A 16,916-nucleotide genomic window follows, 5' to 3' on the forward strand; every position below is an offset into this window, starting at 1 on the left:
TAATTCTTTCAGACCCGATCGCGGCGCCGATCCACCTGCCAGCCGGTGTCGTTACCAAGGGTTACAGAGCCTTGAAAAGGCCCGAGACAGAGCGGTTTCCCGCGGTAGCAAGCACTGCAGAAACGACAACGCCCCGGGGGATTTCCCCGGGGCGCTGACGGTGTCTGCGTGCCGAACGAAACTCAGGCGTCGGCCGGACTGCCGCCCTTCCACAGGGTGAAGATGCCGGTGGCCCGCAGCACCACCCGTTCGCCGACCTTCAGCAGGCAGTCGGCATTGGCGAAGCTGCTGCCGAACTTGAGCACGTTCACCTGCGCCTCCAGCCAGTCGCCTTCGCGCACCGCCCCCAGGTAGTCAAGGCTGAGGCTCACCGTGATCGGTGGCACCGACAGCCCGTACTGGCGCTTGAACACCAGCCCGAAAGCCGTGTCGGCGAGGGTGGCGAGAAAGCCGCCGTGGACGATGCGCACCGAGTTGAGCAGGTGCCCGTCGATCCTCACCCCGACGATGGGCAGGTGGTCATGGAAGTGGAAGCCGCCGCAATGGCGGACGAAGCCCGGCGGCGTCGGCAGCGGCGAGAAGCCTGCTGGCACCTCGTCCTGTTCGCTGGCGTGCATCAGTTCACCGCCCGGCTCTTGCCGTTCCAGAAGGGTTCACGCAGCTCGCGCTTGAGGATCTTGCCGGCGCCGGTCAGCGGCAGCGCCTCGCGGAACTCCACGCTCTTGGGACACTTGTAGCTGGCGATGTACTCGCGGCAGTAGCTGCGCAGCTCATCCTCGCCGACCTCCGCGCCCGGCTTGCGCACCACGATGGCGTGGACCGACTCGCCCCACTGCTCGTGGGGAATGCCGATCACCGCGCACATCAGCACCGCCGGGTGCCGCGCGACGACGTTCTCCACTTCGGCCGAATAGACGTTCTCGCCACCACTGACGATCATGTCCTTGAGGCGGTCGACGATGAACAGGTAGCCCTGCTCGTCCATGTAGGCGCCGTCGCCGGTGTACAGCCAGCCATCGCGCAATGCCCTGGCCGTCTCCTCCGGCTTGTTCCAGTAGCCGAGCATGATGTTCGGCCCGCGCACGATGATCTCGCCGACCGTACCGCGCGGCACTTCCACCCCGTTCTCGTCGACCACCCTGACGTTGACCCCCAGTCCGCCACGCCCCACCGAGCGGATCAGGCCGCTGCGCCGGGCCTCTTCACCGTGGTTCTGCGGCGGGTTGGTGGAGACGATCGGGCAGGCCTCGGTCAGGCCATAGGAATGCGACAGCTGCAGGTGCGGCAGCCGCGCCAGGACCTGCTCGATCATCTCGCCGGCGGTCGGCGAGGCGCCGTAGGTCAGGCGCTGCAGCGAGGACAGGTCGTGGCGATGGAAGTCCGGATGGGCCAGCAGGCCGAGGATCATGGTCGGCACCAGGATCGCGTCGGTGACGCCCTCCTCGGCGATCGCCCGCAGCACCGCCGCCGCGTCGAAGGTCGGCTGGACCACGTGGGAGCCGCCGGCGATGAAGCCGGACACCACCCGCGCCAATCCGGCGATGTGGAACAGCGGCATGACGTGCAGGTCGCGCTGGGTATCGGCCTGGTGGATTTCCGCCATGCGCTGGATGCACGCCGACCAGAGGTTGAAATGGCTCTGCATCACCCCCTTGGGGAAACCGGTGGTGCCGCCGGTGTACATGATGCAGGCGAGGTCGTCGCCGCCGCGGCCGGCATCGGCCACCGGCTGCGCCGCGGCCAGCAGCGTCTCGTAGTCGAGCAGCCCGGCGGGCGCGCGGCCCTCCCCGGCGTAGATGAACAACGGCGCGTTGCGCACCTGGGCGCGGATGCCCTCCACCAGCGGCAGGAAGTGATCGTCCACCAGCAGGAAGCGTGTGTTGCAGTCGTCCAGGGAGTAGACGATCTCCGGCACCGCCCAGCGGATGTTCACCGGGTTGAGCACGCCGCCGCCCCACCAGGTGCCCTGCAGGTACTCCAGGTAACGGTCGGAGTTGAGCGCCAGCATGCTGACGCGGTCGCCGGCGACCATGCCCAGTTGCTGCAAGGCTCCGGCGAGCCGGGCGACGCGCTCGCCGAACTCGCGGAAGGTACGGCGGCGCGCGCCGAAGATGCTGACGATACGATCAGGCGTCTGTTGCAGCGAGCGCTGCAGACCTTGGGTCAGATACATGCTGAGAGTCCTTGGAATTGTTGTTATCGGACCCGGCGCTCAACTGGCGCGGCGGGCCATCTCCTGTTCCTGCAGTTCACGCCAGGCGATCTTGCCGGTGGCGTTCTTCGGCAGGCTGTCGACGATCTGCGCCAGCCGCGGCGCCTTGTAGGTGGCCATGTTGGTGCGGCACCAGGCGAGCAGTTCCTCGCTGTCCAGGCTGGCGCCGGGCTTGAGGGTGACGACGGCCTTGACCGTCTCGCCGCGGTGCGGGTCGGGGGTGGCGATCACGCAGGCCTCGGAGATCGCCGGATGGGTATGCAGCAGGGCCTCGACTTCCGCCGGCCAGACCTTGAAGCCCGAGGCGTTGATCATCCGCTTGAGCCGATCGCGCATGAACAGGTAGCCGTCCTCGTCGCGGCTGGCGAGGTCGCCGGTACGCAGGAAGCGCTTGCCGTCGATGACCACGAAGGTCTCGGCATTGGCCTGCGGATTGTTCCAGTAGCCGAGCATGGCCTGGGCGGCGTGGGCGACTATCTCGCCGACCTCGCCCTGGGCCACCGGTTCGAGCGTCTGCGGGTCGAGCAGGCGCAGGTCGACGCCGAAGGTCGGAACGCCCAGGCAGCCGCGTTTGGGCCGATAGAACGGATTGGTGCAGAGGAACGAGGCGGTCTCGGTCAGGCCGTAGCCCTCGATGTAGTCCAGGCCGTAGCGCTGCTTCAGCAGGTCGCTGATGTGCTGCGGCGTGGCCGCCCCGCCCCCGGTGATGATGCGCAGGCTGGACAGGTCGCGCTGGTCGATGCCCGGCTGGGAGAAGAAGTCCACCAGCATGGTCGGCAGCGCCGCCCAGAAGGTCACGCCGTGGCGCTCGATCAGGGTGGCGGCGGTCTCGCGGTCCCAGCGCGGCATCAGCACGATGGTGCTGCCGTTGAAGATCGCCGCGTTGACGTTGGTCTGCAGGCCGAGCAGGTGGAACAGCGGCGCCACGGCGAGGAACACCGACGAGGCATGGGTCGGCCGCCACACCGTCGAGCCGACGAAAGAGGTGCTGACGGTCCGGTGGGTATGCACACAGGCCTTGGGCTTGCCGGTGGTGCCGGAGGTATAGGGCAGCATGCACAGGTCGTCGGGGCCGGCGCGATGGGGTGCCGGCGCGTGGTCCTGGGCCAGGGCCGCCGACCAGCGTTCGCCACCGGCGAACAGCGAGCCGCTCGAGGACGGCCGGCGCACCCAGTCGGGGATGCTGAGGCCGGAATCGTCCTCGCCCAGCGCGTCGCCGTAGGCGTGCACGATGACATGGCGCAGCGCCGTGCGGCCGATCAGCGGGGCGATCTCCCCGACCAGCTCCTCGGCGACGAAAGCGGCCACTGCGCCGCTGTCAGCGAGGATGTGCGCCATCTCATCCTGCAGCAGCATGGCGTTGGCCGGCACCAGCACGGCGTCCGCACGCAGGATGGCGAAGTAGGCGGCGATGAACTGCGGGCAGTTCTGGCTGAACACCACGACCCGGTCGCCGCGCTCCACCCCGCAGACGTTCTGCAGGTAGCCGGCCATGCGCTCGACGTCGCGCAGCAGCTCGGCGTAGCGGTAGGCGGTGCCGAAGAACTGCACCGCGGTCTTGTCCGGGTAGCGCCGCGCCGCGGTTTCCAGGTGGGCGAAGATACTGGTCTGCGGAATGTGCACCTGGCGCGCCGGCAGGTAGGCGGCGTGGCGCGGATCGACGCCCAGCGCCCCGGTCGGGCGCTCGATCACGCCGGGTGGCGTCGGGCAGGGATGACTGTTGGGCATGGAACGGCCTCCTGGCGCGGGCTGCGGCCCGCTGGGCGATTGGTCGGTCAGAAGTGGGTGTCGCCGTCGAGCAGGCGCCGGGCGATGGTGCGCCGCTGGATTTCCGAGGTGCCGTCGGGGATGCGCATGGTGCGGGCGAAGCGGAAGCCCTCCTCCAGGCGCAATTCGTTGGTCAGGCCCATGCCGCCGTGCACCTGCATGCAGCGGTCCATCACCCGGCACAGCGCTTCGGTGGACGCGGCCTTGACGATGGACACCTCCTTGGTCGCCGGCTGGCCTTCGTCCACCAGCCAGGCACAGTGGCGGACCATGCTCTTCACCGCGTAGATGTCCATGGCGCACTCGGCGAGCATGGCCTGGACCATCTGGTGCTCGGCGATCGGCTTGCCGAAGGTGCGGCGCACCTTGGCGTATTCCAGCGCCTGGTCCAGGGCCCAGCGCGCCAGGCCCAGGCAGGAGGCGGCCATGCTCAGGCGCCCGGCGTTGACCCCTTCCAGCGCCGCCTGCAGGCCACGGTCGACCGGGCCGATGCGGTGGCTGTCGGGCACCCGCACGTTGTCCAGGGCGATGATGCCGATGTCCGCGCCCAGGTGCCCCATGGTCGGGATCACGCTGGGCACGGAGAAGCCGGGGGTTTCGGTAGGCAGGAAGAAGCCGCTGATGCCGCCCTTGCCGGCCCGGGCCTGGGCCTCGTCGGTGACGGCGAAGACCATCGCGTAGGTGGCGTACGGCGCGTTGGTGATCCACTGCTTGCTGCCGTTGAGCACCCAGTAGTCGCCGTCGCGCACGGCGCGGCTGCGCATGGCCAGCACGTCGGAACCGGCGTCCGGCTCGCTGAGGCCGAAGCACAGGGTGTCCTCGCCGCTGGCGATGGCCGGCAGGTAGGCCTCCAGCACCGCCGGCTGCATGTGCTTGAGCACCGGCGTCAGGCCGTTGGTGAAGGGCGACGGCAGGATCACCGTGTGGATCAGGTGGCGGGATGGCCCGACATAGGCGTTGAGGCGCTCCTGCAGGTAGACCGCGGCCTGCGCCCCGAGCCCGGCGCCACCCAGGCTGGCGTCGCCCAGGGCGGTGTAGAAGCCGGCCCTGGCCGAGAGCCGGCGCACCTGGGCACGCAGCTCCATGACCTGCGGGCAGTAGCGGCCATCCTCACCGTACAGCTTGCGTTCGTTGTGCAGCAGATCGGCGTGGCGCTGCTCCAGCGGCTCCACTTCCTGCTGGATGAAGCGGATCAGCGCGTCGCCGACCGCGACCCAATCGTCGGACAGGTTGAAGTCCATGGGAGTCTCCTCAGACCGGGTCCCAGCCGAACACGTCGGCCGAGGTATCCAGGGGCAGCAGGGATGGCTTGAAGGCCGGCAGCAGGTGCTCGGCCAGCAGCTCCGGGGTCCAGCCCTCGCCGCGGTGCAGCGAGCGCAGCGGCCGCGGCTGGCTCATCAGGAACACCTCGTTGCGGCGCACCGTGAACACCTGGCCGTTGACCGCCGAGGCCGCATCGCTGGCGAGGAACACCGCCATGGCGGCGATCGGCGCCGGGGTCATCGACTTGATCTTTTCCACCCGCGCGGCCTGGGCCGGATCGCTGGCCGGGATCGAGCCGACCATGCGGCTCCAGGCGAACGGCGCGATGCAGTTGGAACGCACACCGTAGCGCGCGCCATCCAGGGCGATGGACTTGGACAGGCCGAGGAGGCCCATCTTCGCCGCCGCGTAGTTGGCCTGGCCGAGATTGCCCACCAGTCCCGAGGTGGAAGTCATGTGCACGAAGGCGCCGGACTTCTGCTCGCGGAACGGCTCGATGGCCGCGCGGCTCATGTAGAAGCTGCCGTAGAGGTGCACCTTGAGCACCGCATCGAACTCCTCCGCGCTCATCTGGTGGAAGATGCGATCACGCAGGATGCCGGCGTTGTTGAGCACCGCATCGAGGCGGCCGAAGCTGTCCAGCGCCTGGGTAACGATGCGCCGCGCGCTGTCCCACTCGGCCACGCTGTCGCGGCTGAGCACCGCTTCACCGCCAGCCGCACGGATGGCTTCGACCACCTCGCGGCCCGGGTCCTCGTCGTCCGCCTCGCCACTGACGCTGACGCCGATATCGTTGACCACCACCCGTGCGCCCTGCGCCGCCATCTGCAAGGCCATCTCGCGGCCGATGCCGCGGCCGGCGCCGGTGACTATCACCACCTTGCCTTCCATCATCTGCGAACCCATCGCCTGCTCCTCCTGTTGTTCTGCACGGCGCTCAGCGGAATGCGCTGACGCCGGTGATCTCGCGGCCCTGGATCAATGCCAGGATGCCGTTCATGCCGTCGGGTACCTGGAACATGCGGGCGTCGCGCCACATGCGCTCGATGCCCAGTTCCTGGGTGATGCCCATGCCGCCGTGCAGCTGCATGGCCAGGCCCAGGGCGCGTTCGCAGGCCTGGGTGGCGTAGCGCTTGGCCATGGCCGAGCTGCCGTTGGCGCGCTCGCCGCGGTCCATGGCGTCCAGCGCCTGGTAGCAGAGCAGGCGCGAGGTGACGATCAGGGTCTGCATGTCCGCCAGGTCCTGCTGCACCAGCTGGTGCGCCGCCAGCGGCTTGCCGAACTGCTCGCGCACGCGGCTGTACTCGACGCACATCTCGTAGGCGCGCTGTGCCAGGTGAACGCACATCAGGCCAATCAGCGGGCGGTTGCCGTTCCAGCCCAGGGTCAGGGTCCTGGCTGCGTCGCCGGCCTCGCCGATCAGGTGGCTGCGGGGAACCCGAGTTTCCTCGAACAGCACCTCGCTCAGGTGGCCCTGCTGCAGGCCGGTGACGGCGATCTCGCGGACCTCCACCGCCGACTGGCTGCGGTCCACCAGCGCGCGCTGGGCGATGGGCCGGCCGCGCTCGTCGGTGCCCAGGGTGCAGGACACGTTGAACAGGTCACAGACCGAGGCGTTGGTGATCCAGATCTTGCGGCCACTGATGTAGGCGCTGTCGCCGTCGACGCGGATGCGCGTTTTCACCGCATTGGAGTCGGAGCCGGCGTTGACCTCGGAGTTGGCGGTGCAGGCGATGCGGCGGCCGGCGATCAGGTCGGGCAGGTACTGCTCGGCGATCTCCGCCGGGCAGCCGGAGTAGATGCGCGCCACGGTGCCCTCGTGGGAAATCAGCGACAGCGCGACGATGGCCGGCAGCTGTTCGAGGATCAGCCCGTAGTCGAGCATCTTCAGCCCGCCGCCACCGGCCTCCACCGGCAGGCGCGGGGCGGTGATGCCCAGCTCGGCCAGCGCGGCGTAGATTTCCAGCATGGCGCTGCGCGGCAGCGGCTGGTCGACGGGATGACGGCCGAGTACCGGCTGGATGCGATCACGGACCATACGCCGGGCCGCGTCGATCATCATGTCCTGGGACGGGTTGGGAGCGAAGTTCATCAATGGGCTCTCGGACTCAGGCGCCGGTGAATTTCGGCGGACGTTTCTCGGCGAAGGCGCGACGGCCCTCGATGCGGTCCTGGCTGTCGCGCAGCAGGCCCCAGTGCAGGTTGGCCTGGGCGACGAAGTCCCGCGGCGCCAAGTGGCTGGTCTCCACCGCCAAGCGCTTGATCGCCTGCACCGCCAGCGGGCCGTTGGCGGCGATCCGCTCGGCCAGCTGCATGGCCAGCGGCAGCAATCCCTCGCGGGCCACGCAGTCGCTGACCAGGCCGATGCGCAGGGCCTCGGCGGCGTCGATGCGCTCGCCGGTCAGCGCCAGCTTCATCGCATGGGCAGCGGGAATGGCGCGCATCAGGTATTGCACGCCTCCCACCGCCGGTACGCTGGCCACCCGGGCTTCGGGCAGGGCGAAACTGGCCTCGTCGCTGGCGATGCGCAGGTCACACTGCAGCGCCAGTTCGAGGCCGCCGCCCAGGCAGTAGCCGTGGATGGCGGCGATCATCGGCTTCCAGATCTCCAGGTCGCCGAGGTCGATCAGCCGCGTGTAGCCGCCCTCCTCGGCCTCGCCGGCGCGGCTCTTGAACTGGCCGCTGGCGAAGCTGCTCGAGGGCGGCAGTGTCGTCTTGAGGTTGGCGCCGGTGCAGAACGCCTTGTCGCCGGCGCCGGTGAGGACGATGGCGCGCACCTGGTCGTCGTCCTGCGCGGTGTTCAGCGCCTTGCGCAGGTGACGCAGGTCACCGATGGTCAGGGCATTCAGGGATTCCGGGGCGTCGAGGGTGAGCAGCGCCACGTGACCGATGATCTGGAACTGGATCGCCATGGCTCAGGCGCTCGAGCTGGACAGGGAGCGGCCACCGCAGACGTAGAGCGTCTGGCCGGTGATGTAGGAGGCGCGCGGATCGGCGAACATCAGCACGGCGTGGGCGATGTCCTCCGGCTTGCCGATACGGCCGACCGGGATGGTCGCCATGATCTTCGCCCGCTGCTCCGCGGAGAGCGGTGCGAGGATCGGCGTGTCGATGGCGCCGGGGGCGATGGCGTTGGCGGTGATGCCATGCCGCGCCAGTTCGATGGCCAGGGTGCGCGTCAGGCTGATCACGCCGCCCTTGGCCGCCGAATAGTTGGCTTGACCGAAACCGCCCAGCCAGGCGCGCGAGGAGATGTTGACGATGCGCCCGAAGCCCTGCTCGATCATCCCCGGCACCACCGCCTTGCAGCAGAGGAACTGTGACTTGAGGTTGACGTCCAGCACCAGGTCCCAGTCCGCTTCGCTCATGTTGACCAGGCGCTTGTCGCGGGTCAGGCCGGCGTTGTTGACCAGCAGGTCCGGGGTCTTCCAGTGGCTGGCGACCCGCGCCACGGCAGCGTTCACCTGCTCGGCGTCGGTCACGTCGACCTGCACCGCCAGCAGCCTGCCAGCCTGCTCACCGGCCTCGGCGAGCAGCCGGTCCATGGCCTCGCCGTTGCGGTCGAACATCGCCACGGCGTAGCCGGCGTCGAGCAGGGCGCGGGTCAGGCCCAGGCCGATACCCTGGGCGCCACCGGTGACTATTGCGACTTTCTCGTTCATGTGGGTCTCCTCAGACGCCCAGGATGTGTACGGCGGAAGCCGCGTGGTCGACGCCGGCGATGCCGCCGCCGGTGCATTGGGTCAGCGCCAGTTCGGCACCTTCGACCTGGCGCTCGCCGGCACGCTGTTGCAGGTGCCAGACCGCCTCGACCATCTGCGCGACGCCGGTGGCGCCCAGCGGATGGCCCTTGGCGAGCAGTCCGCCGGAGGGATTGACCACGCAGCTGCCACCCAGGCTGGTGACGCCATCCAGCAGCAGCTCGTGCGCTTCGCCACGGCCGCACAGGCCCAGCGCGTTGTAGTAGATGAGCTCGGCGATGCTGAAGGCGTCGTGCAGCTCGATGACGTCTATGTCCGCCGGCCGCACGCCGGCTTCGCGGTACGCCAGGTGGGCGGCGCGTGCGGTGATCTCGGCGGACAGGATGTCGTCGTCCGCTTCCTCGGCACGGCCCGATTGCACCACCGAGGCGAGCACCCGCACCGGCCGCGCCTGCTGGGGCTTGCGGGTGGTCAGCACCAGCGCCGCGGCGCCGTCCACCGCCGAGGGGCAGCACTGCAGCAGGGTCAGCGGTTCGAAGACCGGCCGCGAAGCCATCACATCGTCCAGGCTCACTGCGGAGCGGGTCTGGGCGTAGGGGTTGAGCGCGCCCTGGCGACGGTTCTTCACCGCCACCGCGCCGAGCACCTCGGCGCCCACGCCGAACTCGTGCAGGTAGCGCGTGGCGCGCATGGCGTAGATCGCCGGCAGGGCCATGCCGGCGCGGGCGTACAGCTCGGTCATGTAGTCGTTGCGTTGCAGCGGAATGGTGCCGCCGCCCAGGGCGGTGAGCTTCTCCACGCCGAACACCACCACGGTGTCGTAGACCCCCGCCTGCAGCGCGTGGCAGGCCAGGTGCACACCGGTCGCGCCACTGGCGCAGGCGTTCTCGACGTTGTAGATCGGCAGGCCGGACAGGCCCAGGTCACGCAGCAGCACCTGGCCCAGGACCATGCCGCCGAACACGTTGCAGGCGTAGAAGGCCTGCGGTTCGTGCAGCTCGATGCCGGCATCGCTCAGCGCCTGGAGTACCGCCTGCTGGGTCAGGTCCTGCAGCGACGCGGCATGGCGACCGAACGGGGTCATCGCCACGCCGGAGATGTAGATAGGCTTGTTCATGCACTCTCCTGCGGGCGGAAGGCGTAGATCGGGCCGCTGTCGGAGTCCACCAGGCACAGGCTCAGCGCTTCGCCGATCCGCGGCTGGCGGCCGGCGGGATAGTCCAGGCGGGCGAACACCCGCAGGCCCTCGGGGAAATCGGCCAGGCCCAGCGGCTGCGGCGGCCTGTTCGCCTTCGGGCTGGCGTGCACCACGGTGAAGCTGTACAGCCGCGGCGCCGAGGCCAGCTCCACCAGCTCGCAGCCTTCGCCCAGCGGCGAAGTCTCCGGCAGTGGCGGGAAATGCAGACCCGGCCGACCGGGGCGCCGGGAGGCCAGCAGGACCAGCGCGCCATCGCGTTCGCGCCAGGGTTGTGCGGCGACGCCGGGGGCCGCCTCGTGGGATGCGCTCATGGGAGCTCCTTGGCTTCAGACGCGTTCGAAGACGGCGGCGATGCCCTGCCCGCCGCCGATGCACAGGGTTTCCAGGCCGTAGCGGGCCTTGCGGCGCTGCATCTCGTGGAGCAGCGAGGTCATGATCCGCAGGCCGGTCGCGCCGATGGGATGGCCCAGGGAGATCCCCGAGCCGTTGACGTTGATCCGCGGGTCCTGCTCCAGCTGCCATTCGCGCAGCACCGCCAGCACCTGGCCGGCGAACGCCTCGTTGACCTCGATCAGGTCCATGTCGGCGAGCTGCAGCTGCAGCCGTTGCAGCAGCTTGGCCACCGCCGGCACCGGGCCGATGCCCATGCGCAGCGGGTGGCAACCGGCGGCGGCCCAGCCGGCCAGGCGCGCCATCGGGCGCAGGTCGTGCTGCACGACGAAGCGCTCGGAGACCACCAGGCAAGCGGCCGCCGCATCGTTCTGCTGGCTGGCGCTGCCGGCGGTGACGGTACCGCCGGCGAGGATCGGCCTGAGGGCGGCCATGGTCTCGTAGCTGGCGTCTTCGCGAATGCCTTCGTCGCGGCTGACCAGCAGCGGCGGCCCCTTGCGCTGCGGTACCTGCACCGGCAACAGCTCGGCGTCGAAGCGTCCCTGGCTCCAGGCGCTGGCGGCCTTGCGATGGCTGTCCGCGGCCCAACGGTCACAGGCCTCGCGGCTGATGCCGTAGTCGCGCACCAGGTTTTCCGCGGTCTCTACCGCGCCACCGGGACACTCGCCATAGCGGGCGACCGGCTGCGAGTTGACGCGGCCGCGGTCGAGACGGTCGTGCAGGCTCACGTCGCCCAGGCGCGCCCCCCAGCGCATGTGGGTGCTGTAGTACTCGATGTTGCTCATGCTCTCGACGCCGGCCACCAGCAGGCAGTCGGCGGCGCCGGTCTGCACTTGCATGGCCGCGTCGATCAGCGCCTGCAGGCCGGAGCCGCAGCGCCGGTCGACGCTGTAGCCGGACACCTGGTCCGGCAGGCCGGCCAGCGCCGCTGCGTAGCGCCCGATGCAGGGTGCCTCGCTGGACTGGTAGGACTGCGCGACTATCACTTCGTCGACCAGATCGCCGGCGACGCCGCTGCGCCGCAGGACTTCCTGCAGGACCAGCGCGGCCAGCTCGGCCGCTGGCACGCTGGCCAGGGCGCCGCCGAACTTGCCGATCGGCGTACGCACGGGGGAAAGGAGGTAGGCGTGGGACATGACGGTCTCTTCTTCTGCTTCTGCTGCTGTCGTGGAAACGCGTTCAGGCGCTCATGCCCAGGCCGGCCTGGCGCAGGCGCTGGATGCCGGCCTCGCTCAGCCCCCAGTCGCGCAGCGCCGCCTCGCCACCCTGGCCGCGGGCGGGCGCCGGTTGCGGTACGGCGCTGGGCGTGCCGAGAAAACGCGGCGCCGGGGCCGGCTGGACCACGCCGCCGACCTCCATGAAGCTGCCGCGCGCCTGGGCGTGGGGATGCTCCGCCGCCTCGGCGAAGCCCAGTACCGGCGCGACGCAGGCGTCGCTGCCTTCGAAGATTTCGCACCACTGCTCGCGGGTGCGCTGCAGAAACGCGCGGATGAACGCCTCGCGCAGGCGCGGCCAGCCCTGGCGGTCGTGCTGTGCCGGCAGCTGCGCCGGATCGAGGCCGAGGCGTTCCAGCAGTTCGGCGTAGAAGCGTGATTCCACCGGGCCGATCGCCAGGTAGCCGCCATCCAGGGTGCGGTAGGTGTCGTACCAGGGCGCGCCGCCATCGAGCAGGTTGCTGCCGCGCTCCTCGCGCCAGTTGCCCGAGGCCAGCAGCCCCCAGATCACCGAGCCGAGCTGCGCCGCGCCTTCGGCCATGGCGGCGTCCACCACCTGGCCGGCGCCGCCGCGCTGCACGCGCACCAGCGCCGCCAGCACGCCCAGCGCCAGCAGCATGCCGCCACCGCCGTAATCGCCCACCAGGTTCAGCGGCGGCACCGGCCGGCCGGCCACCGGGCCGATGCCCGAGAGCACGCCGGACAGCGCGATGTAATTGATGTCATGGCCGGCGCGCTGGGCCAGCGGGCCGTGCTGGCCCCAGCCGGTCATGCGCCCGTAGACCAGCCGCGGATTGCGTGCCAGCGCCGGCTCCGGGCCGAGGCCGAGACGCTCCAGGGTGCCGGGGCGGAAGCCCTCGATCAGCACGTCGGCCTGTTCGATCAGCTCCAGCGCCACGGCGGCGGCATCGGCCTGCTTGAGGTCCAGGGTCACCGAACGGCGGCCACGGCCGGTGATGTCGACCTTCGGCCCGTCCATCTTCGGCCCGAGGTCGCCGTGGGCCAGCGGCCGGTCGATGCGGATGACGTCGGCGCCCATGTCGGCCAGCAGCATGGTGGCGAAAGGTGCCGGGCCGATGGCCTCGAACTCCAGAACTCGGATACCGCTCAACACACCCATCGACATGGTTCCTTGCTTGGTGGGCGCGGCGAGCGCCCGGCGATACCGCCCTGGGCGGTTTCAGCAATGGAACACCGCCGTTGCCACGGCGTCCGCCACCCGCGTCGGGTGGCCGCCACGGGTGGCGTCTGAAGGGCGGTGCAAGGCACTGGTGAAGCACGGCGCAAGTGCGGCATGCTCTGAAGGACGCCCGTACCTCCAACAACAATCGCGGGCGCACGCCATTGCCTCGGAAGCCCCATGGAAAGACCCAGCAGCATCACCCTGAGCACACTCCCGGCCCAGGCCGAACCGGCCCTCACCACCACCCTGGACCGCTCCAAGCTCACCCCGCCACGCAGCGGCAGCCGGGTGATCGCCCGCGAACGCCTGGTCCAGCGGCTGGTGGAAAGCCGGCGCCGGCGCTGCACGGTGATCAAGGGCCCGGCGGGCTGGGGCAAGACCACGGTCCTGCTCGCCTGCCGCCAGCACCTGCTGTCCCTGGGGTTCGAGGTCGCCTGGCTGAGCCTGGGCGCCGAGGACAACGAACTGGGGCGCTTCGTCGACTACCTGCTGGGCAGCCTGGCGCAGATCGATCTGCAGATGGTGCAGGAAGCTTCCCTGATGGAGGCTCACGGCTTCGACAGCGAATCGGTGGAGCGCACCGTCATCACGCTGGTCCAGGGCATCGCCGCCAGTGGCCGCGAAGTGGTGCTGGTACTCGACGACCTGCACAGCCTGACCGACGTCGGCATCCACCAGGCCCTGCAGTGGCTGCTGGAATACGCCCCGGCCAACCTGCACCTGGTGCTCGGCACGCGCAGCGCGGTGCCGCTGTCCCTGGCGCGCCTGCGCAGCGAGGAGCAGATCCTCGAACTGGAACTTCGCGACCTCGGCTTCACCCTGGAAGAAACCCGCCAGTTCCTCCGTCAGCAACTGGGCGAGCTGCCGGCGGAAGAAGTGCGGCAGATCCATGAACTCACCGACGGCTGGATCGCCGGCCTGCAGCTGTTTGCCGCCAGCCGTCGCAAGCCGGCAGCTGACGCTACGGCGCCGGGGCCGCTGCGCGACCACCAGGCCTTCGCCCGCTACTTCGAAACCGAAGTGCTGTCGCGGCTGAGCGACAACGAGGTGCAGCTGCTGGTCCACACGGCGGTCTGCAACCGCTTCTGCCCTTCCCTCTGCGCGGCCCTGGTGGACCGCCCCGAAGCAGTGGCCGAAGCCATGGCACTGCTCGCGCGGCTGGAGCAGGACAACCTGTTCCTGATCGCCCTCGACAGCCAGGACGCGGAGAGCTGGTACCGCCTGCATCCGCTGCTGCGCGAGACCCTGCTCGGCCTCTTCGCCCGCCAAGACGCAGAACAGCAGCGCGCCGTGCACGGCCGCGCCTGGCGCTGGTTGCGCCAGCGCGACCAGCTGATCGACGCGGTGCGACATGCGGTGGCCGGCGGCGCGGCAGTGGCCGCCGCGCAACTGGTGGAGGAGCGCCTGGAGGCGCTGTACGCCCAGGGCGACCTGCGGGTGCTGATCGAACTGGCGCGCCTGCTGCCCCGCGAGCAGATTCGCAGCAGCATCCGCCTGCGCCTGCTGCTGGCGCGCATGCAGGTATTCGCCCGCGACTTCGCCGCCTGCGAGGCAAGCATCGCCGAGCTGCAGAGCGATATCCCCGCAGAGGACGGCGACTCGCGCTTCCGTCTCGCCATGCTGCGCGCCGTGCTGGCGGTGCAGCGCGACAACACCGACGATGCCCTGGACATCCTGCCACAGCTGCTCGACCCGCCGGCGGGGGTGAATTCGGTGATGATCGGCGGCAGCCTGAACATCCTCTCCTGGCTGTACATGAACCGCGGCGAATACGAGCGAGCCCGCCAGGTGCAACTGGAGCGCCCGCCCCTGCTGGTCAACGGCGCGCCGCTGATCGGCACCGCCGGCGGCACCCTGCAGGGCCGCTGCCTGATCGGCCTGAGCCTGGCCATGGAGGGGCAGATCGCCCAGGCCGAGCGCATCTACCGCGAAGTCATCTACGAGGCCCAGCGCCATGGCCGCTCCTGTGCCGACGCACTGCACCTGGCCACCGCCCTGCTGGGCGACACGCTCTACGAAACCAACGAGATCGATGCCGCCCTGCAATTGCTGGAGCCGCAGATCGACCTGCTCGAACGCATCTCCATCCCCGACTCGGTGCTGCGCGCCCTGGAGACCCTGGGCAAGGCCCACTGGGTCGCCGGCAATCGCCGCGAGGCCTTCGCCTACCTGGAGCATCTCTACGAGTACGCGCACCGGCACCAGCTCGACCGGCTGATGGCCCACGCGCTGGTCTGGCAGGTGCACTGGCACCTGCTGCTGGGCGAGGTGGTCGCCGCGCAGACCAAGCTGGCGCGCCTGGACGCCATCGCCGCGCGCCATCCCGACGCCGCGCGCAGCCAGCGCAAGGACATCTTCATCATCGTCGAGAACGCCCACGTGCGCTGGGACGCCGCCCACGGCGACCTGCACAGCGCCAACCTGCGGCTCAACCGCATGCTCGAGGCCGGCGAGCAGGACGGCCGGCAACTGGCGGTGACCCGCCTGAAGATGCTCGGCGCGGTGTTCGACGCCCAGCGCGGCCAGATCGACCAGGCGCGGCAGAAGGTCCTCGCCCTGCTGCGCAGCGCCCAGCGCTACGGCCAGCTGCGCAGCGTGGTGGATGCCCACCCGGACGCCCTCGAACTGATCGAGAGCCTGACCGCCGACCAGCCGCTGGACCCACTGCTGGCCTTCTACATCGAGCGCCTGCGCGGCACCCGCCGCGCTCCGGCACAGCCCGCACCCAGTGCCGCCGCGCCGCGTGCGACGGGCCTGCAGCTGGGCGCCGGCATGGAGCCGCTCAGCGAGCGCGAGCTGGAAGTGCTGCGCCTGCTTGCCCAGGCCCTGCCAAACAAGAAGATCGCCCGCGCCCTGGGGCTCTCCCACGAAACCGTGAAGTGGCACCTGCGGCACATCTACAGCAAGCTCGGCGTCGGCAGCCGCGACGAAGCCGTGGCCCGCCTGCGCGACGCGGAAACGGCGGACGGCTCCGGCCGCTGACCGGCCGGCCGCCACCCGCACCGGGTGGCGCAGCCGGTGCGCGGCGCACCGAGCATGGGTGGACCCTTCCTCCGAGCGTCCGCCATGAGCACCGAACTGATCGCACTGCGCGAAGCGCAACTGACCCTCGCCGGCGGCATCGCCACCTTCACCCACCGCCAGCCGGCCGCGCGTAACGCCCTGTCGCTGGAGCTGCGCGAAGACTACGCGGACATGCTCGAACGGGTCGAAGGCGACCGCAGCCTGCGCGCCCTGATCATCACCGGGTCGGGTGGCAGCTTCTGCGCTGGCGGCGACATCCGCTCGCTGAAGCAGCGCCAGCTCAGCGACGACCCGGAAATAAACTCGGCCAATGCCATGCGCCTGCGCATCCGCCGCCTGCACGGCTGGCTGGAGCGCCTGCGCGGCCTGGAGATCCCGGTGATCGCCGCGGTGGATGGCCCGGCCTACGGCGCCGGCTTCGCCATCGCACTGCTGGCCGATTTCATCCTCGCCTCCGAACGCGCGTCGTTCTGCATGCCGTTCGCCCGGCTGGGGCTGGTGCCGGACTCCGGCGCGCTCTACAGCCTGCCCCGCGCCGTGGGCCTGCAGAAGGCCAAGGAACTGCTGTTCAGCGCCCGCCGCGTCGGCGTCGAGGAAGCTCGCGAGCTGGGCCTGGTGCTGTCCATCCACACCCCGGACGAGCTGCCGGCCGCCGCCCAGCACCTGGCCCAGCGCTTCCTCGCCGCGCCGCGGGATGCGCTGGCGATGAGCAAGCGACTGCTCAACCAGAGCCATGAAACCGGCTGGAGCACGATGGCCGAGCTGGAAGGCCTGGCCCAGGGCGTGGCGTCCACCGCGCCGTACCACGCCGAGGCGGTTTCCGCCTTCCTGCGCAGCGAACCCGCGCGCTTCGACTGGGACCGCGACTGAGCCACCCGCTCCGGGTGGAGTAGCCGTGCCACAGCGCGCCCTACCGTAGCCATCGAGCCTGTGCGCCCCGCGCGCGAAACGACAACCACGACCG

Annotated in this window: 14 protein-coding genes; 2 read left to right on the plus strand and 12 right to left on the minus strand. The window is 70.0% G+C overall.

Annotated features, from left to right (window positions below; all coding sequences use genetic code 11):
* Positions 1-182: 182 nt before the first annotated feature.
* From HNP46_RS27985 to HNP46_RS28040, 12 genes are read right to left on the minus strand one after another with little or no spacing between them, the layout of a single operon-like run.
* Complete coding sequence (locus tag HNP46_RS27985; RefSeq protein WP_184595553.1) at positions 183-617, minus strand: PaaI family thioesterase; 435 nt, start codon at positions 615-617, stop codon at positions 183-185.
* Entirely contained in the window at positions 617-2,173 is a 1,557-nt protein-coding gene (locus tag HNP46_RS27990) for a long-chain-fatty-acid--CoA ligase (RefSeq protein ID WP_184595555.1), read from the minus strand. The genes HNP46_RS27985 and HNP46_RS27990 overlap by 1 nt, the downstream gene beginning before the upstream one ends.
* A gap of 39 nt (positions 2,174-2,212) precedes the next feature.
* Positions 2,213-3,940: a long-chain fatty acid--CoA ligase gene (locus HNP46_RS27995; RefSeq protein ID WP_184595557.1), complete on the minus strand. Its 1,728-nt coding sequence runs from the start codon at positions 3,938-3,940 to the stop codon at positions 2,213-2,215.
* Between the two features lie 47 nt (positions 3,941-3,987).
* Positions 3,988-5,220: an acyl-CoA dehydrogenase family protein gene (locus HNP46_RS28000; protein WP_184595559.1), complete on the minus strand. Its 1,233-nt coding sequence runs from the start codon at positions 5,218-5,220 to the stop codon at positions 3,988-3,990.
* A gap of 10 nt (positions 5,221-5,230) precedes the next feature.
* Positions 5,231-6,148 (minus strand): SDR family oxidoreductase, encoded by a 918-nt coding sequence (locus HNP46_RS28005; RefSeq protein WP_184595561.1) that lies wholly within the window; start codon positions 6,146-6,148, stop codon positions 5,231-5,233.
* Between the two features lie 31 nt (positions 6,149-6,179).
* Positions 6,180-7,334 carry an acyl-CoA dehydrogenase family protein gene (locus HNP46_RS28010; protein WP_184595563.1) on the minus strand — a complete coding sequence of 385 codons (1,155 nt, stop codon included), beginning with the start codon at positions 7,332-7,334 and terminating at the stop codon, positions 6,180-6,182.
* A gap of 16 nt (positions 7,335-7,350) precedes the next feature.
* Entirely contained in the window at positions 7,351-8,154 is an 804-nt protein-coding gene (locus HNP46_RS28015) for an enoyl-CoA hydratase/isomerase family protein (protein WP_184595565.1), read from the minus strand.
* Positions 8,155-8,157: 3 nt separating this feature from the next.
* Positions 8,158-8,904 carry an SDR family oxidoreductase gene (locus tag HNP46_RS28020; RefSeq protein ID WP_184595567.1) on the minus strand — a complete coding sequence of 249 codons (747 nt, stop codon included), beginning with the start codon at positions 8,902-8,904 and terminating at the stop codon, positions 8,158-8,160.
* Positions 8,905-8,914: 10 nt separating this feature from the next.
* Entirely contained in the window at positions 8,915-10,060 is a 1,146-nt protein-coding gene (locus HNP46_RS28025; RefSeq protein WP_184595569.1) for a thiolase family protein, read from the minus strand.
* A complete protein-coding gene (locus tag HNP46_RS28030) occupies positions 10,057-10,452 on the minus strand; it encodes a Zn-ribbon domain-containing OB-fold protein (RefSeq protein WP_184595571.1) in 396 nt (131 codons plus the stop codon). Before HNP46_RS28030 ends, HNP46_RS28025 begins: the two co-directional genes overlap by 4 nt.
* Positions 10,453-10,467: 15 nt before the next feature.
* On the minus strand, positions 10,468-11,667 hold the full coding sequence (locus HNP46_RS28035; protein WP_184595573.1) for an acetyl-CoA C-acetyltransferase: 1,200 nt from the start codon (positions 11,665-11,667) through the stop codon (positions 10,468-10,470).
* 43 nt (positions 11,668-11,710) lie between these two features.
* The gene (locus tag HNP46_RS28040) at positions 11,711-12,865 is read right to left on the minus strand and encodes a CaiB/BaiF CoA transferase family protein (protein ID WP_184595575.1); all 1,155 of its coding nucleotides are present in this window, start codon (positions 12,863-12,865) and stop codon (positions 11,711-11,713) included.
* Positions 12,866-13,105: 240 nt separating this feature from the next.
* Here HNP46_RS28040 and HNP46_RS28045 point away from each other — a divergent pair, with 240 nt between their 5' ends.
* Positions 13,106-15,910, plus strand: coding sequence for a LuxR C-terminal-related transcriptional regulator (locus HNP46_RS28045; protein WP_184595577.1), 2,805 nt, complete (start codon positions 13,106-13,108; stop codon positions 15,908-15,910).
* A gap of 84 nt (positions 15,911-15,994) precedes the next feature.
* Positions 15,995-16,822: an enoyl-CoA hydratase/isomerase family protein gene (locus HNP46_RS28050; protein WP_184595579.1), complete on the plus strand. Its 828-nt coding sequence runs from the start codon at positions 15,995-15,997 to the stop codon at positions 16,820-16,822.
* Positions 16,823-16,916 lie beyond the last annotated feature (94 nt).

It is taken from the genome of Pseudomonas nitroreducens, from assembly GCF_014204515.1.
In the GTDB taxonomy this organism is placed as follows: domain Bacteria; phylum Pseudomonadota; class Gammaproteobacteria; order Pseudomonadales; family Pseudomonadaceae; genus Pseudomonas; species Pseudomonas nitritireducens_A.